The organism is Mycolicibacterium aromaticivorans JS19b1 = JCM 16368 (genome assembly GCF_000559085.1).
Taxonomy (GTDB): Bacteria; Actinomycetota; Actinomycetes; order Mycobacteriales; family Mycobacteriaceae; genus Mycobacterium; species Mycobacterium aromaticivorans.
The window spans coordinates 1970214-1989681 of the sequence record NZ_JALN02000001.1 but is presented as its reverse complement, the minus strand read 5'-3'; the positions used below and the strand labels follow the sequence as shown (position 1 = coordinate 1989681).

Annotated in this window: 19 protein-coding genes and 1 pseudogene; 11 read left to right on the top strand and 9 right to left on the bottom strand. The window is 67.9% G+C overall.

The window, feature by feature from the left end:
- The first annotated feature begins 53 nt into the window (after positions 1 to 53).
- The 3 genes from Y900_RS09650 to Y900_RS09640 all read left to right on the top strand — a co-directional run bounded on the left by Y900_RS09650 (position 54) and on the right by Y900_RS09640 (position 2406).
- The gene (locus tag Y900_RS09650; protein ID WP_036341657.1) at positions 54 to 752 is read left to right on the top strand and encodes a YciI family protein; all 699 of its coding nucleotides are present in this window, start codon (positions 54 to 56) and stop codon (positions 750 to 752) included.
- Positions 753 to 1973, top strand: a complete 1221-nt coding sequence (locus tag Y900_RS09645; protein ID WP_036341656.1) for an RNA polymerase sigma factor — start codon at positions 753 to 755, stop codon at positions 1971 to 1973. It begins immediately after the preceding gene.
- A 160-nt stretch (positions 1974 to 2133) separates the two neighbouring features.
- Positions 2134 to 2406: a hypothetical protein gene (locus Y900_RS09640; RefSeq protein ID WP_036341655.1), complete on the top strand. Its 273-nt coding sequence runs from the start codon at positions 2134 to 2136 to the stop codon at positions 2404 to 2406.
- Here Y900_RS09640 and Y900_RS09635 read toward each other — a convergent pair.
- Together Y900_RS09635 and Y900_RS09630 are read right to left on the bottom strand one after the other, a co-directional pair.
- Entirely contained in the window at positions 2369 to 3001 is a 633-nt protein-coding gene (locus Y900_RS09635) for a TetR/AcrR family transcriptional regulator (protein WP_036341654.1), read from the bottom strand. The genes Y900_RS09640 and Y900_RS09635 overlap by 38 nt on opposite strands.
- 61 nt (positions 3002 to 3062) lie before the next feature.
- On the bottom strand, positions 3063 to 4346 hold the full coding sequence (locus tag Y900_RS09630) for a cytochrome P450 (protein WP_036341653.1): 1284 nt from the start codon (positions 4344 to 4346) through the stop codon (positions 3063 to 3065).
- A gap of 87 nt (positions 4347 to 4433) precedes the next feature.
- On the opposite strand from Y900_RS09630, the gene Y900_RS09625 reads away from it, so the two are divergent.
- A complete protein-coding gene (locus Y900_RS09625) occupies positions 4434 to 5972 on the top strand; it encodes an acyl-CoA carboxylase subunit beta (protein WP_036341652.1) in 1539 nt (512 codons plus the stop codon).
- A gap of 27 nt (positions 5973 to 5999) precedes the next feature.
- Complete coding sequence (gene purD / locus Y900_RS09620) at positions 6000 to 7271, top strand: phosphoribosylamine--glycine ligase (protein ID WP_036341651.1); 1272 nt, start codon at positions 6000 to 6002, stop codon at positions 7269 to 7271.
- Here purD and Y900_RS09615 read toward each other — a convergent pair.
- Together Y900_RS09615 and Y900_RS09610 are read right to left on the bottom strand one after the other, a co-directional pair.
- Entirely contained in the window at positions 7258 to 8529 is a 1272-nt protein-coding gene (locus Y900_RS09615; RefSeq protein WP_036341650.1) for a cytochrome P450, read from the bottom strand. The two genes, purD and Y900_RS09615, sit on opposite strands and share 14 nt — an antisense overlap.
- A gap of 153 nt (positions 8530 to 8682) precedes the next feature.
- Positions 8683 to 9594: an alpha/beta hydrolase gene (locus Y900_RS09610; RefSeq protein ID WP_036341649.1), complete on the bottom strand. Its 912-nt coding sequence runs from the start codon at positions 9592 to 9594 to the stop codon at positions 8683 to 8685.
- A 103-nt stretch (positions 9595 to 9697) separates the two neighbouring features.
- On the opposite strand from Y900_RS09610, the gene Y900_RS09605 reads away from it, so the two are divergent.
- Positions 9698 to 10327, top strand: coding sequence for a TetR/AcrR family transcriptional regulator (locus tag Y900_RS09605; RefSeq protein ID WP_036346315.1), 630 nt, complete (start codon positions 9698 to 9700; stop codon positions 10325 to 10327).
- An 18-nt stretch (positions 10328 to 10345) separates the two neighbouring features.
- Positions 10346 to 11344 (top strand): SDR family NAD(P)-dependent oxidoreductase, encoded by a 999-nt coding sequence (locus tag Y900_RS09600; RefSeq protein WP_051659983.1) that lies wholly within the window; start codon positions 10346 to 10348, stop codon positions 11342 to 11344.
- Between the two features lie 20 nt (positions 11345 to 11364).
- Here Y900_RS09600 and relZ read toward each other — a convergent pair whose 3' ends face one another.
- The 3 genes and pseudogenes from relZ to Y900_RS33705 all read right to left on the bottom strand — a co-directional run.
- Positions 11365 to 13086, bottom strand: coding sequence for a bifunctional ribonuclease/(p)ppGpp synthase (gene relZ / locus Y900_RS09595; RefSeq protein ID WP_081845049.1), 1722 nt, complete (start codon positions 13084 to 13086; stop codon positions 11365 to 11367).
- Entirely contained in the window at positions 12989 to 14050 is a 1062-nt protein-coding gene (locus Y900_RS09590; RefSeq protein WP_036346308.1) for an IS630 family transposase, read from the bottom strand. The genes relZ and Y900_RS09590 overlap by 98 nt, the downstream gene beginning before the upstream one ends.
- A 42-nt stretch (positions 14051 to 14092) precedes the next feature.
- Positions 14093 to 14188: pseudogene (locus tag Y900_RS33705) on the bottom strand (DUF429 domain-containing protein); the annotation flags it as partial.
- Positions 14189 to 14228: 40 nt separating this feature from the next.
- On the opposite strand from Y900_RS33705, the gene purB reads away from it, so the two are divergent.
- Genes purB through Y900_RS09575 form a run of 3 tightly spaced genes read left to right on the top strand, consistent with a single transcriptional unit; the run spans position 14229 to position 17821 of the window.
- Positions 14229 to 15647 (top strand): adenylosuccinate lyase, encoded by a 1419-nt coding sequence (gene purB / locus Y900_RS09585; RefSeq protein WP_036341648.1) that lies wholly within the window; start codon positions 14229 to 14231, stop codon positions 15645 to 15647.
- Between the two features lie 4 nt (positions 15648 to 15651).
- Positions 15652 to 16878 carry a cytochrome P450 gene (locus Y900_RS09580; RefSeq protein ID WP_036341647.1) on the top strand — a complete coding sequence of 409 codons (1227 nt, stop codon included), beginning with the start codon at positions 15652 to 15654 and terminating at the stop codon, positions 16876 to 16878.
- 1 nt (position 16879) lies between these two features.
- Positions 16880 to 17821: a tellurite resistance/C4-dicarboxylate transporter family protein gene (locus Y900_RS09575; RefSeq protein WP_036341646.1), complete on the top strand. Its 942-nt coding sequence runs from the start codon at positions 16880 to 16882 to the stop codon at positions 17819 to 17821.
- Here the strand turns inward: Y900_RS09575 and Y900_RS09570 are convergent.
- Positions 17789 to 18610, bottom strand: coding sequence for a mycofactocin-coupled SDR family oxidoreductase (locus Y900_RS09570; RefSeq protein WP_036341645.1), 822 nt, complete (start codon positions 18608 to 18610; stop codon positions 17789 to 17791). The two genes, Y900_RS09575 and Y900_RS09570, sit on opposite strands and share 33 nt — an antisense overlap.
- Before the next feature lie 51 nt (positions 18611 to 18661).
- On the opposite strand from Y900_RS09570, the gene Y900_RS09565 reads away from it, so the two are divergent.
- Positions 18662 to 19315: a TetR/AcrR family transcriptional regulator gene (locus Y900_RS09565; protein WP_036341644.1), complete on the top strand. Its 654-nt coding sequence runs from the start codon at positions 18662 to 18664 to the stop codon at positions 19313 to 19315.
- On the opposite strand, the gene Y900_RS32985 is transcribed toward Y900_RS09565, so the two are convergent.
- Complete coding sequence (locus tag Y900_RS32985) at positions 19303 to 19467, bottom strand: hypothetical protein (RefSeq protein WP_237752535.1); 165 nt, start codon at positions 19465 to 19467, stop codon at positions 19303 to 19305. The genes Y900_RS09565 and Y900_RS32985 overlap by 13 nt on opposite strands.
- Between the last annotated feature and the right edge of the window lies 1 nt (position 19468).

Sequence of the window (19468 nt, the reverse complement as noted above, 5' to 3'; positions counted from 1 at the left end):
GATGGAGAGTGAAACCAGCAGGGTTTCACGCCCTACTTTGGAAGGACATCGCCATGTACTACTTCGCACTGCTTCAGGTCCCGGAACGCGATCTGACCGCCGAGGAAGCAGGCCGGGAGATGCAGGCCTACGCCGAGTTCCACGCCCGCGAACAGGCCGCCATCCGTGAGGGTGACGCGCTGGGCCCGGCCGCCGAGGCGGTCCGGATCACCGGCGGTCCGGATGCGCCGGTCATCACTGACGGTCCGTACGCCGAAGGCGCCGAGGTGGCCGGCGGCTACTACGTGTTCGAGGCCGACAACCTCGACGACGCACTGCAGCTGGCCCGGCAGATACCGGCGGCTCAGTATGGCGCGATCGAGGTGTGGCCGGTGGTGCACTGGAACGCGGTGGGACGGCCGACGACCGATTCCGATTGGCTGGCACTGCTTCTCGAGCCCGCCGATGCGGTCAATGTGCCGGGCACGCCCGAATGGGATCAAGGGCTGGCCGAGCACGCCGAGTTCGGGGCTGCGGCGGGATCGCACATCCTCGGCGGGGCGCCGCTGCATCCGCCGGCGACGGCGACGACGGTGCGTGTGCGGGACGGCGGGGTGGTGTTGACCGACGGTCCGTACGCGGAGGGCGCCGAAGTCGCCAACGGGTTCTATGTGCTGTCGGCCGCCGACCGTGACGAGGCGACCAAGGTGGCGTCGATGATCCCGGCGTCGGTCGTCGAGCTGCGTCGGCTTGCGGGAGTGTCTGGGCTGTAGATGGGTCCGCTGGACGGTGTCTTCCGGCGGGAGTGGGGTCCCGCGGTGGCCGCGCTTGCGCGATGGTCGGGTGATCTGGACATCGCCGAGGACGCCGTCCAGGAAGCCTGCGCACAGGCACTGCGGAGCTGGCCACGCGACGGGTTGCCGGACAATCCCGGCGCGTGGCTGGTCACCGTCGGCCGTAATCGGGCCAGGGATCGCCTGCGTCGCGAATCCGTGCGCCCGGGAAAGGAATTGCTGGCCGTGCAGGGTGATGGGCGCGCCGATGACCGCGTGGTGCACGGTGTGCGCGACGACGAGCTTCGGATGATCTTCACCTGCGCGCATCCCGCCCTCGAAAGGTTGTCACAACTCGCGCTGACGCTGCGGCTGATATCGGGTCTGACCGTGCCGGAGATCGCTCGCGCGCTTCTGCTCACCGAAACTGCTGTCGGACAACGCATCACCCGCGCCAAGAGCAAGATTCGGCACGCCAACATCCCGCTACGAGTGCCCCCGTCCGAGCTGTTGGCCGAACGCACCCCGCACGTGCTGTCGTGCATCTATTCGGTGTTCACCGAGGGGTACTGGTCGACGGCCGGAGCGTCTGCGATCCGGGACGAGCTGTGCGACGAAGGTGTCCGGCTGGCCGGCGAACTCTGCCTGCTGATGCCCGCCGAACCAGATGCATGCGCGTTGTATGCCCTTGTCCTGCTGCACGATTCGCGACGGTCGACGCGGGTCGACGCTAACGGTGCGTTGGTGCCGCTCGACGAGCAGGACCGGTCCCGGTGGGACCGCGGCCGGATCTCCCGGGGCATCGACGGGCTACGCCGTGCGCAGGGAGCAAGCGGACCGTACCTTCCACAGGCGGTCATTGCCGCCGCGCACGCGACCGCACCGAGTTGGGAGCAGACCGACTGGCGGACCATCTGCCGAGCGTACGACCAGCTGCTGCGTCAGACGGACTCGCCGGTGGTGCGGGCGAACCGGGCGCTCGCGATCGGTCTGCGCGACGGCCCGGATGCCGGCTTGGCGGCTTTGGAGCAGGTGGCGCACGATCCGCGACTCGCACGATCCGCCCTGGTGCCCACGGTGCGGGCCGACTTGTTGCGCCGAGCGGGCCGGCCTGCGGAGGCGGTGCGCTGGTATCGGGACGCGATCGATGTGAACGGATCTGAACCGGGCAAGGCGTTTCTGCGCCGTCGCATCGCCGAATGCGGCGGGGCAATCGCATAACAAAGAGGTCGGTAAGACAACGGTAAGGAAACGCGCAGATCGCAAACGGTTATCGCGCCGTGTCACAAATGTGACATCTGTGCACCAGTGTTACCGAAGTGAAATCGAGCGCCGCGGGCCTCGATGAGGGATGGGAGTGGCCGTGACTTCTATGACTTCTATGACGATGTACGACCAGTCATGGACGGCCCCGACCATGTTGAGCCTGTGGACGGAGCCGCCGACCAAGCGCGGCAGGGTCGTTCGTCAGGCATCCAAGTGGGCCGGTGTCATCGACACGACCGTGACGGTGCTCTGCCCGCCGGTGGTGTCGGTGTGTGCGATCTTCGCCGCTGTGGTGTGGCCTGCACATGATCCGAGCGAGATGGTAGGCCACGCCGCGACCTCCGCGCCGGTCAACTCCCTGGTGCAGGAGAGCGCACCGGCTCCCTAGCCGGCGCGAGCAATGCCGCGCCGACCCAGCGGCGCAGGTACTGGCGAAGGTGGTCACCGTGTCGCGGCGGCCGGCCCGGATCGAGCACGAACGACTGGATGATCCGCAGCAGGTGTTCGCCGAGTTCGTCGAGATCACTGTCGCTGAAACCCGCTGCGCCCCAATCGACGTCAAAGCGGCGCAGCATCGAACCCGCGAACGCCAGCGCGACATCGGAAGTGACCTCGGCGCTGAACGTGCTCGAGCGTTCGGGTCCGAGAAGCAGACCCATGTGCTTGTCGTGGGGCAACCATTCCACCGCTGCGGCGATGCCCTCGGTCACCGCGTCGGCCGGGTCGGTGATGCCGGCCAGGTGACCGGCCAGCCGGTCGAGGAACCCGGTCGCGGCCGCCATCGCCGAGGCCTGCAACAGCGCGTCGGTGCTGGGGAAATAGCGATAGACGGTCTGGCGGGTGACACCTAGGGTGCGCGCGACGTCGGCGATGCTGAGGTCGGCACCGTGTGAGTCGATGGCCTTGTTGGCCGCCGCCAGGATTCTGGCGACGGCTTCCTCGTCGGTGGCCGGCGCTGACCCTGACCATCCGTGTGTCCGCATGTCAGCCGCCCACCGCGGAGTTCGGATAGCCCGGGTAGCCCATGACCCGGATGCTATCGCGCTACCGGTAGGTGACCGGCAATTCCTTGACGCCGTTGAGCCAGCCCGACCGCAGCCGCTTCGGTTCGCCCAGCTTGCTGATGTCCGGGATCTGGTTGGCGATCTCGTTGAAGATCAGCTTGATCTCCATGCGCGCGAGGTTGGCGCCGATGCAGAAGTGCGCGCCGTTGCCACCGAAACCGAGGTGGGGGTTCGGGTCGCGCAAGATGTTGAATCCGAACGGGTTGTCGAAGACTTCCTCGTCGTAGTTGGCCGAGCTGTAGAACAGGCCGGCCCGCTGGCCCTTGCGGATCGTGACGCCGCCGAGTTCAACGTCGGCAGTGGCGGTGCGCTGGAAACAGTGCACCGGAGTGGCCCACCGAACGATCTCGTCGGCCGTCGTCTCCGGGCGTTCGCGCTTGAAAAGCTCCCACTGGTCCGGGTTTTCGAAGAACGCGTTCATGCCGTGGGTCATCGCGTTGCGGGTGGTCTCGTTGCCGGCCACCGCAAGCAGGATCACGAAGAACGCGAACTCCACCTCGCTCAAGGGCTCCCCGCCTCCGTCTTCCAAATCAGCCTGCACCAGGCGGGTGACGATGTCGTCGGCCGGGCACTGCCTGCGCTGCTCGGCCATCGAGTACGCGTAGCCCATCAGCTCGGCGTTGGCCTCGATCGGATCGACGTCGTTGAAGTCCGGGTCGTCGGTGTTCATGATGCTGTTGGTCCAGTGGAAGAGCTTCTGGCGATCGTCTTCCGGAACGCCGAGCAGATCGGCGATCGCCAGCAGCGGAAGCTGCATCGCGATGTCGTCGACGAAGTCTCCGGTGTCTTTCGCCGCGGCCGCGGCCACGATGTCGCGTGCGGCGTCGGCCAGCTTCTCCTCCAGCTTGGCCACCGCGCGCGGGGTGAACAGCCGCGAGACCAGCTTGCGCAGCCGGGTGTGCTCGGGTGCGTCGTGATTGATCAGCAGGGCTTTGGTGATCTCCACCTGGTCTGCGGTCATGTCGTCGGCGAAGCGCATGACGACGCCCTTCCGGTTCGTCGACCACAGGTCGCCGTCGCGGGAGATATCCCGGATGTCGCGGTGCTTGGTGATCACCCAGTACCCGCCGTCGTCGAAGACCGTGCTGCCGAGCGGCTGCTCGTTCCACCAGACCGGCGCGGTCTGGCGCAACTGCGCGAACTCGGCGACGGGCATGCCCTCCTGGATGAGGTCGGGGTCGGTGAAGTCGAAGCCGGAGGGCAGGAGCGAAGCGACCCGGGAATGGGGTTCAGCTCCGAACGGACACACGTTGGCGGTGGTCATGGTCTACCTCGCTGTAGTTGTGATCTAGCGCACCTGTGCAACGACCATACACCTCAACGCTTGGTGTATGCCCGCTAGGTTCGATCGATGACGGATCGTCCCGACCTCACCGAGTTGTTGCGCCGGCGCGCGCTGACCGAAGACGCGGCCCGCCCCGACGCGGTCGAACGCAGGCACGCCGCCGGCGGCCGGACCGCCCGCGAGAACATCGCCGAACTGGTGGACGCCGATTCGTTCGTCGAGTACGGGCGCTTCGCAATCGCCGCGCAGCGCCGTCGCCGCGACCTCGACGACCTGATCGCCCGCACCCCCGCCGACGGGCTGATCGCCGGCACCGCGCAGGTCAACGGCAAGCCGTGCGCCGTGTTGTCCTACGACTACACGGTCCTGGCCGGTACCCAGGGCTACGTCGGGCATCGCAAGAAGGACCGGCTCTTCGAGCTCATCGAGCGGATGCGGCTGCCCACGATCTTCTTCGCCGAGGGCGGTGGCGGCCGGCCCGGCGACACCGACGTTCCCACGGTTTCCTCGCTGGAGACCCGGGCCTTCAAACTGTGGGCGGCGCTGTCAGGGGTGGTACCGCGCATCGCGATCGTCAAGGGCCGCTGCTTCGCGGGCAACGCGGTGATCGCCGGCTGCTCGGACCTCATCGTGGCCACCGCCGACACCTCGATCGGCATGGGCGGACCGGCGATGATCGCCGGCGGCAGGCTGGGCGACGTCGAACCCGACGCCGTCGGCCCGATCTCGGTGCAGGCGCCCAACGGTGTCGTCGACGTCGTCGTCGCCGACGAGGCCGAAGCGGTCGCCGTCGCCAAGCGGCTCCTCGGTTACTTCCAGGGCGTCACCGAGCCCGGCGCCGTCGCCGACCAAAATGCGTTGCGCACAGTCATTCCCGAGCTCGCCCGGCGTGCCTATCCGATCAAGCCGGTCATCGAGACCATCGCCGACCAAGGCTGCGTGACGTTCCTGCGGGAGAAGTTCGCCGCCGAGATGGTCACCGCGCTGGCCCGCATCGACGGGCGCCCCGTCGGTGTCATCGCCAACAACACGATGGTGATGGCCGGGGCGATCACCGCCGCGGCGGCCGACAAGGCGGCGCGCTTCCTGCAACTGTGCGACACCTTCGGCCTGCCGGTCGTCTCGCTGATCGACTGTCCGGGGTACATGGTCGGCCCGGCCGCCGAGGCCGAGGCGCTGGTGCGGCGGGCGTCGCGGATGCTGGTCGCCGGCGCGGCACTACGGGTGCCGTTGGTGGCGGTCGTGCTGCGCCGCGGCTACGGGCTGGGCGCGCAGGCGATGACCGGCGGCAGCCTGCACGAGCCGCTGCTGACCGTGGCCTGGTCCGGTGCGCACCTCGGGCCGATGGGTCTGGAGGGTGCGGTACGCCTGGGGATGCGCAAGGAGCTGGAGGCCATCTCCGACGACGCCGAGCGCGAACAGCGGGTCGCCGAAGCCACCGCGGCGATGGAGGAGAACGCCAGAGCGCTCAACTCGGCCCAGATCTTCGAGATCGACGACGTCATCGACCCGGCGGAGACCCGCGGCCTGATCGTGGCGACCCTGGCCGCCGCCGCGGCGCGCGGTGAACTCCCGCCACCGAGGCGATTCGTCGACACCTGGTAGCGGAGTAGAGCGATAGGGTGTGAACCTGTGCGCGTCCTCGTGATCGGATCCGGTGCCCGCGAACACGCCCTGTTGTTGGGCCTGCGCAGAGATCCGCACATTGACTTCCTTGCCGTCGCGCCCGGCAACGCCGGCACGTCGGCGGTGGCCGAACAGCACGAGGTGGACGTCACCTCCGCCGAAGCCGTCACCGCGCTGGCCCGCAAGCTCGAGGTGGACCTGGTGATCATCGGCCCCGAGGTGCCGCTGGTTCTCGGTGTCGCCGACGCGGTGCGAGCCGCGGGGATCGCCTGCTTCGGCCCGTCGAAGGACGCCGCCCGGATCGAGGGTTCCAAGGCGTTCGCCAAAGACGTGATGGCGGCCGCCGGTGTCCGTACCGCAGGCAGCGAGACCGTCGACAACCCGGCCCACCTCGATGCCGCGTTGGATCGCTTCGGTCCAGCCGCAGGCCAGCCCGCCTGGGTGGTCAAGGACGACGGGCTGGCCGCGGGCAAGGGCGTGGTGGTCACCGACGATCGCGACATGGCCCGTGCACACGCCGCATCGCTGCTCGACTCGGGGCACCCGGTGCTGCTGGAGTCCTTCCTCGACGGACCCGAGGTGTCGCTGTTCTGTCTGGTCGACGGCGCGACGGTGGTTCCGCTGCTGCCCGCCCAGGACTTCAAGCGGGTCGCCGACTTCGACGCCGGGCCCAATACCGGTGGGATGGGCGCGTATTCGCCGCTGCCGTGGCTGCCGGCCGACGTGCTGTCGGCGATCGTCAGCGGTGTCGTCGAACCCGTTGCCGCCGAACTGGTTCGCCGCGGCTGCCCGTTCTCGGGGCTGCTGTATGCGGGGCTGGCAATCACCTCGAACGGGCCCGCCGTCATTGAATTCAATTGTCGCTTCGGCGATCCCGAGACCCAAGCGGTGCTGGCGCTGCTGGAATCCCCGCTGGGGCAGCTGTTGTATTCCACCGCGACCGGGACGCTGGCCGACGCCGGCCCGCTCGAGTGGCGCGACGGATACGCCGTCACCGTCGTGGTGGCCGCCGAGAACTACCCCGGCCGCCCTCGGGTCGGAGACGTGATCACCGGGTCGGAGGCGCCCGGCGTCCTGCATGCCGGCACCGCCCGGCGCGACGACGGCGCGGTCGTGTCGTCCGGCGGTCGGGTGCTCTCGATCGTCGGCACCGGGGCCGATCTGGTTGCCGCCCGCGAGGAGGCCTACCGGATCGTGTCCTCGATCCGCTTGCCGGGCAGCCACTTCCGCAGCGACATCGCGCTTGCCGCCGCCGAGGGGCGTATCACACTAGCTTGACAGGCAACCGCTTCACCCCGTGAATCACATTGCTGTGCAAGTACTCCGGCTCGCCGACCTGCACCTCGGGTAGCCGGGTGAGGAGCTGGTGGAACAGCTGCCGCAGCTCGGTCCTGGCGAGGTTCGCGCCGAGGCAGAAGTGCGGCCCGCCGCCACCGAAACCGAAGTGTGGGTTCGGTGATCGGGTGATGTCGAACTCACCCGGCCGGTCGAACACCGCGTCGTCGCGGTTGGCCGAGCAGTAGAACAACGCGACCTTCTCCCCGGCCTTGATCTGCGTGCCGGCCAGTTCGGTGTCGACGGTGGCATGGCGGGCGAAGTTCAGCACGGGGGTGGCCCAGCGGATGAACTCCTCGACCGCCTGGGCGATCCGGACGTCGAAATCCGCCGTCAGCCAAGCCTTTTGGTCCGGGTTGTCGGCCAGCGCCTTGAACGCATGCGAGGTGGTCTGCTTGGTGGTGTCGTTACCGGCGGAGGCCAGCAGCACCATGAACGACCCGATCTGGACGTCGGTGAGCTGGTGGCCGTCGACCTCGGCGTTGACGATGTTGGTCATCAGGTCGTCGTGCGGCTCGCGGCGGCGCAGCTGAGCCAGCTCGATTCCCGAACTGGTGAGTATCCCGATCTGGGTCAGCGCATGCGTCGCGCGTTCTTCGAACGAGGCGTAGTCGTCATCGGTGGCGCTGAACAGGCTTTCAGCCGCGTAGGCCACCGCCTGCTGGTCTTGCGGGGCGATGCCGATCATGTCCGACACCGTGCGCATCGGGAGCTTCGCCGAGCACTCCGTGACGAAGTCGATCTCGTCCCCGTCGCGCAGCCGCTCGATCAGCCGGTCGACGATATCGGCGGCGTTGGCCTGGATCTGGGCCTCGATGCGGCGAACCTGCTTGGGGGTGAACGTCGCGCTGATCAGCCGCCGGTACAGGGTGTGCTCCGGCGGATCCATGGCCAGAAAGAAGCTCGTGGCTTGCTGGATCTCGGCCGGCAGGGGGTCGACGCTCATACCCAGCGCCGAGCTGAAGACGTCGGTGTGCTGGCTGACGTACTTGACGTCGGCGTGGCGGGTGACCGCCCAATATCCGGCCTCCGAATGGGGAAAGACCGACGAAACCGGCGGATGCCAGGACAACCCGTCGGCGGCCCGCAGCTGTCCGAACGTCCGATCCCGGGTGGCGAAGTCGGCCGTCCAGAAGTCCGGCGCCGAGATATCGAGCGGGTGGTACGGCCGCGGGGAGAGCGGGGGGCTTTCGACGGTCATGATCTCCTCGCCGGGGCTGTCGAGAGGCTTATCGAACGGGTGACAGTAACTACGACTGTAGACAATTCCACAATGGGAGACAATCGCCGTCGAGATGGCACACAGATCCACTAAATGGCGCAGAAGTCGCTCTCAGTGCGACCTCAACATGGCTTAGGCCACGAGTAGCGGAGCCATCCAGGCGATCTCGCCGGGCAGCTGCGAACTCCAGTAACCGCCGTCGTGGCCGCCGGGCGAGAATCCGCCGGCCGGCGGGGTGGGCAGCTGGGCGATGAATTGCTTGGTTGCTGAATAGAACGGGTCGCTGTTGCCGCAGTCGATCCGGATCGGGATCGACGCCAGCGCAGGTAGGCCGAACACGGTGTTGGCGGCAAAGTCGTTGGGGCCGTCGAATGCACCGGGTGCGGCCGCGCCCGACGACAGCCACAGCGCCGGGCTGACCGCGGTGATTGCCGCCGTGCGGGCCGGTCCGAGGCGCGCGCCCAGCAGCAGGGCCCCGTAACCGCCCATCGACCAGCCCAGGAACGCCACCCGCGAGGTGTCCAGGCCCTGGCTGCCGAGCATCGGGATCAGCTCGTCGAGCACCATCTTCCCGGAGTCCTCACCCGAGGCCCGCTGATGCCAGTAGCTGCCCCCACCGTCGACCGCAACCACCGCGAACGGCGGCAGTCCGGCCGCAACCGCTTGCGCCAGGCCCTGTTCGACGCCGCCCGCCATCACACCCGCCGCGTCCTGACCCTTGCCGTGCAACGCGATGACGGGCCGCAACGGCGCGGTTTGGCCGGGCGGGCGGGCGATGGCCCAGTTGGTGTCGACCCCGCCGCGCGCGGCCGAGACGAACGAGCCGGTGACCATCGTGGGGGCGGGGGCGCCCGCCGCGGGCGGCTCCAGCGGGGCGGGCGGCGCCAAGGGAGCGCCGACGCCGGTCATCGCGACATCCGTCGGCGCGAGCTGAGTCGCGGAATCCAGGGCACGGCCGGCAGCGAAGGCACCCGCGGCACCTGCAACGGCTCCGGCGCCGAGTCGCAGAACTGCGCGACGGCTCAGGTTCGCCATGCGGGCCATCTTGCCATCGCGCCGCGCAGTGGGCGATCGAGCCTAGCGCCACGTCGGTGCCAGGTTAATGATTCGGTGAAAGAGCGATGTCCCGTTGACGCTGCTGGCAGCATTGCTGAACGTGACGGCAGCGATGACGCCCAAGGGCGAGCGGCGACGATATGCGCTGATCAGCGCTGCCGCCGAGCTGCTTCGCGAAGGCGGATTCGAAGCTGTGCGCCATCGTTCGGTGGCGCGTCGCGCAGGTTTGCCGCTGGCGTCCACCACCTACTATTTCTCCTCGCTGGACGACCTCGTACTCAAGGCGGTCGAGTACATCTGCGCGGTGGAAACCGCCCAATTGCGGGCCCGGGTGGACGCGCTTCCGCGTCGGCGGCGCGGCGCGGAGGCGATTGCCGACGTGTTGGTCGACCTGCTGGTCGGCGATCCCGACGGGGAAGCGAGCAGCGAAGAATTGATCTCGCGGTATGAGCGCTACATCGCCTGCGCCCGCCAGGCCGAACTGCGTGAAATCCAGCACCGGCTGGCCCGGCAGCGGGTCGACGCCGTGGTGTCGGCCATGGCGCGCTCGGGCCGCAATGCGCGGACCGATCTGGTGACGGCTCTGGTCAACGCCGTCGACGGCTCGGTGGTCTCGGCTCTGGTCAGCGATGGCGACGGCCCGCGAGAGGTGGCCAGGGCCACCGTGATGGACGTGATCGACGTGTTGGTCCCGATCGACGAGCGCACTGTCCGGGTCTGAGCGATTACGTTCGAAAGCATGGATCTTTCCGGGCTCGCCCGGCCGGCTACGGAACTGCTAGACGGCGTGATGGACCGGGCGCTGGTCGTGGGCTACACCAAAATCGGCTCGGGGCTGCGCAGGCATTGGTGGGCCGCCGATGCCGACCCGCAGGCTCTGCTGGGTAAACGGGTGGTGATCGCGGGCGCGACGGCCGGGATCGGCCTGGAGATGGCGCGCTCGTTCGCCGCGCTGGGTGCGACCGTCCACCTGCTGGGCCGCAACCCCGAGAAAGTGGAGACGTCGTGCGCCGCGATCCGGGAATCGGTGGCCGGCGCCCACGTGGTGGGTGAGGTGTGCGATGTCTCGGACCTCGACGCCGTGCGGGACTGGACAACCGATTTCGCCAATCGGGTCCCTGCGCTCAACGGCCTGGTCCACAACGCGGGCCTGATGCCCAAGGACCGCGTCCTCACCCTGCAAGGTCATGAGGTGCAGCTGGCCACGCACGTGCTGGGTCCCCATCTGATGACCGAGCGACTGCTCCCGCTGCTGCGGGCGGCAGGCGGGGCGTCGGTGGTGTGGGTGTCCTCGGGTGGCATGTACGGCTCGCCGCTGGTGGTCGACGATCTGGAGTACCGGCGCGGCTACAACGGGGTGCGGGCCTACGCGCGGACCAAGAAGATGCAGGTGGTGCTGGCCGACTCGTGGGCACGCCGGCTGGCCGGCACCGACATCCGGGTGGAGAGCATGCATCCCGGCTGGGTGGACACCCCCGGCGTGGCCCAGTACCTGCCGCGGTTTCGGGTCCTCACCCGACCGCTGCTGCGGGACGTGGCCGACGGCGCCGACACCGCGGTGTGGCTGGTTGCCACCCGGCCGGAGTCCACGCCCGGGCATTTCTGGCATGACCGCCGTCAGCGGCCGACCACACTCGGCTGGCAACGCCACGAGAATCCGGCCAAGGTGCGGCGCCTGCTGGAACAGGTCAGCCGGCTGACCGGGACGTCGGACGAGTGGACCGGCCTGCGGGCGTGAGCATTACGTCGATCTCAGCGTCAAATCGGCGGGCCCTGTAACCGCACGAGCCGGTTCTGCAGCAGCGCCACCCGGTGTGCGTTGCCCGGCAGGCCGACGTAGCGGTCGGCGAACGTGGCCAGTAGTGCGTCGTCCAAGCGTCGCACCGCACCCGCCGGGAAGCGGTAGTCCATCTTCTGGTTGACGGCATCGGTGTCGACATTGGTCAACAGCTCCTCGAGGGCGTCGAGGGTGAGGATGCCCAGGTCGACGAGCAGCGCCGCCATCCAGCCGTAATGCTCCGTCCGCGACCACCCCGCTTCGGGAAAGCGGTGCCCCAGGTAGGTGGCCAGCACCGGCGTCGCGATACCAGCATCCACCGTGTCCGGGCTGCGCACCTCGGCCATGGACGTGCGCAATCGGTCACGGATCTCGGTGAACTCGCGGTCGGCCAATTCGAGCAGACCCGCGGCCAGGGTGAACCGGCGGTCGAGTTCCGCGGCGTCCTGCTCGGGGACCGTTCCCTTGTACCGGATGTCGTGTTCGAACTCCGCCCAGGCGTGTTGCAGGACGGTGCGTATCTGGACCGAGGCCGGTTGCGTCTCAGCGTCATTGGCGATCAGCATGTGCCTGCTGGCATATCCCCAGCGGCCCTCGCGAGCCGTCACCTGCCCCATGTCGAGGTCGGTCAACACGTCGAATTCCTCGGACAACAGGGTGCCGACGGCGGTGACGTCCTCGCGCAGGTAGGTGATGACCCGCAGGCCGACCTGGTCGGTGATCTGCGCGGACGGGTCCGTGTAGAGCCGCTGGCCGTCGCTGCTGCGATCGGCCTTGGCTGCGAACGACGCGACGCTCTTGGTGCGGGCCGTCACGCTGAGGTAGTTGATGCCCGCGTCGTCGAGCAGACGCGTGACCAGCGCCAGGTAGTTCTCGGTGGTGGCGACCAGAGCAGGCCGACGCTCGGCGTACCGGGCGACGGCGTCACCGACCACACCGGGCATGGGTTCCGGGGGCGTGGGCGTCAGATCCGACGGCAGTGTCGGCGTGACGATGTAGCCGGTGGCGAAGTCGCCGTAGATGGTCACCGAACCCGGCCGCTGCGTGGCGTACAACCCGACGTAGGCGCACACGACCGCATCGACCGGATCCTCGGCACGGCGCAATTCGCTTTTGCGCTGGGCGTTCTCGACGGTCGCACGCATGGCGATCCAGTCCGGGTGGTCGCCGACCCGCAGCGGCACCGCGGCGTGGGCTAGTCGCTCGATCTCGTCCATCAGCCGCAGCAGTTCGGTGCGCAGTTGGGGCAGGCTTCGGCCCTGCTTCTGTTTGTACTTCAGCGTGCGGCCCAGCCGGAACAGCACCACCGTGGCCGGATGCGGATAGACCTCGATGGCCCGCCGTGCCGCCCGGGAGTGCGGCTCCATGTCCAGGCCGAGTGCTTCGGCGATCCGCGCGCCGCGCGGGGTTCCGGCGAATTCGGGCTTCTTCTTGTTCGCGGGGTGCGCACCGGCCTGGAATTCGGCGAAGTCGCGGTTCAGGTCCGTCTCGCAGCCGCGCTGGCCCGTCTCGTTGGTGACGATGAGCGGGGCGTCGATGGCGACCAGGCAGGGTCCGTCGACGAACGGGCCGACCGCGTCGAGGATGCTCGAATCGTCTTGCGCGCTAGTGTGTCGCGTCTGAATTTGGTTTACGGGTGTGGGGCAAGATTTCGTCTGCGGTTTTGGTCCATACGAATGGGTGGCAGCGTTGGTTCCAGCCATCGATGAAGGCGCTGATGGCCGCGACGAGTTCTTTGACGCTGTCGAAGGATCCGCGCCGGATCGCCTGGCGGGTGATGATCGAGAAAAACACCTCGACCATGTTCAACCAGGACCCTGATGTCGGGGTGAAATGCAGTGTCACCCGCGGGTTCTTGACCAGCCACACATTGACGTCAGCGTGTTTGTGGGTGTGGTAGTTGTCGCAGACCACATGCAGCCTGCGCCGCGGGTAGGCCCGCGCGACGGCCTTGAGGAAGTCCAGGAACTCAGCCTTGCCGTGGCGTTCATAACAGCGGTCGGTCACCTTGCCGGTCGCGATCTCCAGCGCGGCGAACAAGGTGGTCGTGCCGTTGCGCTGGTAGTCGTGGGTCGCCCTCTCCGGCAGCCCCGGGCGCAGCGGCAGGATCGGCTGGGTGCGGTTGAGCGCCTGAATCTGGGACTTTTCGTCCACGCACAACACGATCGCCTTGGCCGGCGGTTTCAGATACAGCCCGATGACATCGCGGACCTTGGCCTCCAACTCCGGGTCGGTGGAGAACTTGAACGTCTCCCGCCGCCACGGCTTGACCCCATAGCGGCGCCACGCTCGGGCCACCGTCGCATCCCCGACCCCGAGGTGTTTACCGAGCAGCCGACTCGACCAGTGCGTCACCGCCAACGACTCCGGCGGCGGCTCCAACGTGGCCGCCAAGATCGCTGCATCATCGACAGTCTTGGGCCGCCCACTACGCGGCTCATCGGCAAGCCCGTCAATCCCGAACGCGGCGAACCGATCCCGCCACTTGATCACCGTCGGCCGCGACACCCCCACCTGCCGCGCCGCACCCGAGGTACCCGCGCCATCGGCCACCGCCAACACGATCCGTGCCCGCTCGACATGGCCGGCAGACACCGTCGAGGACCGCGTCCACGACTCCAACGTCACACGATCCTCAGGACTGATCACCAACCCGGATGACGGCATACACCATCATCCCACACTGTAAACTAATTAATGACGCACGACACTAGCGATATGAACGAGCCGTCCGTCGTCGTCGAGTGCGGCGATGCCGGTCGGCTTGCGTTCACCCCAGGCCAGATCCAGGCCGACAAAGTGCATCCGTCTACCTTGCCGTACCAGGGCCGTAAGCTGTCGGATTGTGACAATCCCCAATGTGCTGGCCGGCCGCTACGCCAGCGCGGACATGGTCGCGATCTGGTCGCCTGAAGCCAAGATCGTCGCCGAGCGCCGGCTGTGGCTGGCGGTGCTGCGCGCGCAGTCCGAACTCGGCGTCGATGTGCCCTCTCGTGTGGTCGAGGACTACGAGCGGGTGCTCGATCAGGTCGACCTCGCGTCGATCGCCGCGCGCGAACGGGTCACCCGCCACGACGTCAAGGCCCGCATCGAGGAATTCAATGCCTTGGCCGGACACGAGCACGTGCACAAAGGCATGACCAGCCGCGACCTCACCGAGAACGTCGAGCAGCTGCAGATCCGCCGCTCGCTGGAACTCGTGCATGCCCACGGGGTGGCCGTGGTGGCACGCCTGGCCGAGCGCGCGGTGCTCTACCGCGACGTCGTGATGGCCGGGCGCAGCCACAACGTCGCCGCCCAGGCCACCACACTGGGCAAGCGGTTCGCGTCGGCCGCGGAGGAGACCCTGATCGCTCTGGAGCGGATCCGTGGGCTGATCGACCGCTATCCGCTGCGCGGCATCAAGGGCCCGATGGGCACCGCTCAGGACATGCTCGACCTGTTCGACGGTGACGCCGTCCGGCTGGCCGAACTGGAACGCCGGGTCGCCGAATTCCTGGGCTTCAACGCTGTCTTCACCAGCGTCGGCCAGGTCTACCCGCGGTCGCTGGACCACGACGTGGTCTCGGCGCTGGTTCAGCTTGGTGCCGGCCCGTCGTCGTTCGCGCACACCGTCCGGCTGATGGCGGGCCACGAGCTTGTCACCGAGGGCTTCGCGCCGGGACAGGTCGGCTCGTCGGCGATGCCGCACAAGATGAACACCCGCAGCTGTGAGCGGGTCAACGGACTGCAGGTGGTGCTGCGCGGCTACGCGTCGATGGCCGCGGAATTGGCTGGCGCGCAATGGAATGAGGGCGACGTCTTCTGCTCGGTGGTGCGCCGGGTGGCGCTGCCGGACGCGTTCTTCGCCGTCGACGGGCAGATCGAGACGTTCCTGACGGTGCTCGACGAGTTCGGCGCCTATCCCGCGGTGATCCAGCGGGAACTGGATCGCTACCTGCCGTTCCTGGCCACCACCAAGGTGCTGATCGCGGCGGTGCGGGCCGGTGTGGGCCGCGAGACCGCGCACGAGGTCATCAAGGAACACGCGGTGGCCGTCGCGCTCGCGATGCGGGAGAAGGGCGCCGAACCCGACCTGCTGGATCGGTTGGCTGCCGACGAGCGGCTGCCGCTGGACCGGGCGGCGCTGGACGCCGCGCTGGCCGACAAGGCGGCGTTCACCGGGGCCGCGGGAAGTCAGGTCGACCAGGTTATCGTCGCGGTGGACCGCGTTGTCAGTGACTATCCCGACGCGGCCAAGTACACGCCCGGCGCGATCCTGTAGTCCAATGTTGCTGCGCGACATCGACTTCACCGACCTCGACAACTTCGCCGGGGGCTTCCCGCACCACCTGTTCGCGATCCATCGCCGCGACGCGCCGGTGTACTGGCATTCGCCGACCGACAACACGCCGGACGGCGAAGGGTTCTGGTCGGTGGCCACCCATCCGGAAACCCTTGCCGTGCTGCGAGATCAGGACGCCTACTCGTCGGTGACCGGCGGTGACCGTCCGTTCGGTGGCACGCTCCTGCAGGATCTGTCGATCGCCGGTCAAGTGCTCAACATGATGGACGACCCGCGCCACACCCGGATCAGACGCCTGGTGAGCTCGGGCCTGACCCCGCGGATGATCGGCCGGGTCGAAGACGACCTGCGGCAGCGCACCCGCGTGCTGCTGGATGCTGTTCAGCCCGGGGTGCCCTTCGATTTCCTGGTCGAGGTGGCCGCCGAGTTGCCCATGCAGATGATCTGCATTCTGCTGGGAGTGCCGGAGAGCGAACGACATTGGTTGTTCCGGGCCATCGAACCGAGCTTCGACTTCGGGGATTCTCGCAAGGGTGAGATCGGCACCATGTCGATCGAGGAGGCAGGATCGCGGATCTATGCCTACGGCTCCGAGTTGATCGCGAAGAAGCGCGCCGAACCCGGTGACGACATGCTTTCGGTGGTGGCCAACGCCACCGTCGACGATCCGGATGCGCCGTCGCTCAGTGACATTGAGCTCTACCTGTTCTTCAACCTGTTGTTCAGCGCGGGTGCGGAGACCACCCGTAACGCGGTCGCAGGCGGCCTGCTGGCGTTGGCTCAGCACCCCGATCAGCGCATGCGGCTGCGGGCGGACCCCACGCTGTTGCCGACCGCGGTGGAGGAGATCGTTCGGTGGACCTCGCCGTCACCGTCCAAGCGACGCACCGCGACCCGGGACACCGAGCTCGGCGGATGCCCGATCCGGGCCGGCGACAAGGTGCTGGTGTGGGAGGGTTCGGCCAACCGCGACCGCTCCGTGTTCGACGACCCCGACTCCTTCGATGTGGGCCGTAAGCGCAACCCGCACTTGGGGTTCGGTCAGGGCGTGCACTATTGCCTCGGCGCCAACCTGGCCCGACTGGAGCTGCGCGTGCTCTACGAGGAACTGCTGAACCGCTTCCAGGACATCGAGGTGGTCAAGCCGGTCGAATGGGCCCGAAGCAACCGGCACACCGGCATTCGGCACCTCTTCGTCGAGCTTGGCTGACATGCGCCCACCGCCCGACGTGTTCGCGGCGGTGATGGCCACCGGCATCGTGTCGATAGCTGCCGCCGACCACGGATATCGCGGGATCAGCACGGTGCTGGTCGTGATCGCCGCGGTTGTGTTGCCGGTGCTCGTCGTCGTGTGCGGGCTCAGTTGGCGGCGGTCGGCGCCGGATTTCGGCGACCCCGACGTGCTGCTGCGGTTGTTCACCTACGTCGCGGCGTGCGCGGTGCTGGGCACGCGCCTGGCCGAATACCGCGCTGTGCTGTGGATCCTGGCCGGCCTGGCAGTGCAGTTCTGGCTCACGCTGACGCCGCTGGTCATCCGGCGGATGTGGCGGATCCGCTGGATCGGGTTGCGCGACCGTTCGCATGGCGCGTGGGAGCTGGCCAGTGTGGCCACCTCGGGGCTGGCCATCCTGTCCGCGGATCTGCAGTGGCTTGTCGGTGCGCTGGTGTTCTGGGTGCTGGCGCTGGTGGCGTACGCCGCGATGACGGCGCTGATCCTCTGGCGGGCCTTTCACGAACGGCTGGACCCGGGCGGCTTCGAACCCGACGGCTGGATCCTGATGGGCGGCCTGGCGATCGCTACCCTCGCCGGCGATCGGATTCACCGCATCTGGACCTCCGACGCGGTCGTGACGATCACCGTGGTCACCTGGGTGCTTGCGACATTGTGGATTCCGGTGTTGGTCTACTTCGCGATCCGCCGCTTCAATCTTCCCGGCGCGTCGGGGTTCCGGGGTGTGTGGTGGGCGATGGTGTTCCCGCTGGGCATGTACTCGGCGGCGACGTTCGCGATGGCCGCCGAGATGGGGTGGCGCGGACTGCACACCATCTCGCTGGTGTTCTTCTGGGTCGCGTTGGCCGCGTGGGTCGTTCTGACCGCGGCCGGGCTGCTCTTCCTCCGGTCACATCACCGCGTGACCGGCATCGACCGGTAGCGCGACGCCGGTGATGTAGCGGGCTTTGGGTCCGGCCAGGAAGACGACCGCATTGGTGACGTCCTGGGCATCAACGAACGGGACCGGCAACAGGTTGGCCGACAGCGCGGCGCCGTTGGGGTTCTCCTGGAACGTCTTGAGCGTGTGGTCGTTGAGGATCATCGGGGTGCCGACGCCGCTCGGGTGGACGGTGTTGACCCGGATGTTGTTCTGGGCGTAGGCGTTGGCTGCGGAGCGCATCAGTCCGACGACGCCATGCTTGGCCGCGGCATAGGCGAACATCGCCGCGCTGCCGTCGCCGCCCTTACCGACCAGGCCCTGCGCCGAGCTCGTCAGGATGATCGAGCCGCCGCGGCCCTTACGGATGATCGAGGGCACGGTTGCAACGATGGTGTGCCACACCCCGTTGAGGTTGGTTTCGACGATGTCGCGGTACACCTCGGTGTCCAGCGGATCCTTGCGGCCGATCGCGACCACCCCGGCGTTGGCCACCACAATGTCGATCTCCCCGAGCGCGTCCACACCACTGCGTACCCCGGCCGCCACGGCGTCGAGGTCGCGCACGTCGGCGACGACCGGGACGATGCGTCGGCCCTGGGCCTCGACGAGGCGGACGGTCTCGTCGAGATCGTCCTTGGTGGCCAGCGGATAGGGGATCGAGTCGATATCTGCGCAGCGGTCGATCGCGATGATGTCGGCGCCCTCGGCGGCCAGCGCGACGGCATGACTGCGGCCCTGGCCGCGGGCTGCACCGGTGACTACTGCGACGGTGTCGATGAGGTCTGCCACGACGCGGACTCTAACGGATCGCCTCACGACTGTGAGAAGCTTCTGGAAGCGATGGCGAAACCCAAAGGTGCAGCGTCGGCCAATTCCTCGCTCCTCGGCCGGCCGGTGGGCGCCAACAGCGAGGAGACGAGGCAGCGCATCCTCGAGGCGACCATGCGCTGCGTCGCGGCCGTCGGCTACTCGCGTACGACGATCCGCGAGATCGCCCGCGAGGCGAACATGACCAGCGGCAGTCTCTACCACTACTTCCCGAACAAGGCTGAACTCGTCAAGGCCACCTTCGACGAGGTCGCGACCATCGCCGTACCCCGCCTGGAGCAGGCCGCCCAAGACTATACCGCGGCGATCGACAAATTGATGGCGGTGCTGGACGAGAGCGTGCGGGTGATGCAGGACTACCCGCTTGCCGTCGCCTTCGACCGGGCCATCCGCGCCGAGAGCCCGCAACACCTGCACCTCGCTGAGAACAGCGACACCCGATTCGTCGCGCTGCGCAACCTGATCCGAGACATTCTCTCCCAGGGCGCTCGGGAGAAGATGCTGGGCCGCGGCGTCGACGTGGAAAGCGCGGCGAACGCGGTGTACATGATCTTCCGGGGTCTCAACGAATATGCCGCCAGCGCACCGCCGCCCGAGGAGTACCACGCGACGGTGGCCGCGCTCAAAAAACTGCTACGGGGCCAGCTGTTCGGTCACAGCCGGTAGAGGTCTCGCGCATTCGTCGCCAGCACCGTATCGACGTGGTCGGCGCCGACGGCATCGGCGATCCGCTCGATATCGCTGTCCTGGAATGGAATTGCCGCTCGGGTGGATGGCAGGCCGCTGACGCCGATCCGGCCGAAGCCGGTGGCCTTCACC

Coding starts and splice junctions, on each gene's coding strand:
- Y900_RS09650 (WP_036341657.1), top strand. CDS start 54: ATGTACTACTTCGCACTGCTTCAGGTCCCGGAACGCGATCTGACCGCC.
- Y900_RS09645 (WP_036341656.1), top strand. CDS start 753: ATGGGTCCGCTGGACGGTGTCTTCCGGCGGGAGTGGGGTCCCGCGGTG.
- Y900_RS09640 (WP_036341655.1), top strand. CDS start 2,134: ATGACGATGTACGACCAGTCATGGACGGCCCCGACCATGTTGAGCCTG.
- Y900_RS09635 (WP_036341654.1), bottom strand. CDS start 3,001: ATGCGGACACACGGATGGTCAGGGTCAGCGCCGGCCACCGACGAGGAA.
- Y900_RS09630 (WP_036341653.1), bottom strand. CDS start 4,346: ATGACCACCGCCAACGTGTGTCCGTTCGGAGCTGAACCCCATTCCCGG.
- Y900_RS09625 (WP_036341652.1), top strand. CDS start 4,434: ATGACGGATCGTCCCGACCTCACCGAGTTGTTGCGCCGGCGCGCGCTG.
- Y900_RS09615 (WP_036341650.1), bottom strand. CDS start 8,529: ATGACCGTCGAAAGCCCCCCGCTCTCCCCGCGGCCGTACCACCCGCTC.
- Y900_RS09610 (WP_036341649.1), bottom strand. CDS start 9,594: ATGGCCCGCATGGCGAACCTGAGCCGTCGCGCAGTTCTGCGACTCGGC.
- Y900_RS09600 (WP_051659983.1), top strand. CDS start 10,346: ATGGATCTTTCCGGGCTCGCCCGGCCGGCTACGGAACTGCTAGACGGC.
- relZ (WP_081845049.1), bottom strand. CDS start 13,086: ATGGCTGGAACCAACGCTGCCACCCATTCGTATGGACCAAAACCGCAG.
- Y900_RS09590 (WP_036346308.1), bottom strand. CDS start 14,050: ATGCCGTCATCCGGGTTGGTGATCAGTCCTGAGGATCGTGTGACGTTG.
- Y900_RS09580 (WP_036341647.1), top strand. CDS start 15,652: ATGTTGCTGCGCGACATCGACTTCACCGACCTCGACAACTTCGCCGGG.
- Y900_RS09575 (WP_036341646.1), top strand. CDS start 16,880: ATGCGCCCACCGCCCGACGTGTTCGCGGCGGTGATGGCCACCGGCATC.
- Y900_RS09565 (WP_036341644.1), top strand. CDS start 18,662: ATGGCGAAACCCAAAGGTGCAGCGTCGGCCAATTCCTCGCTCCTCGGC.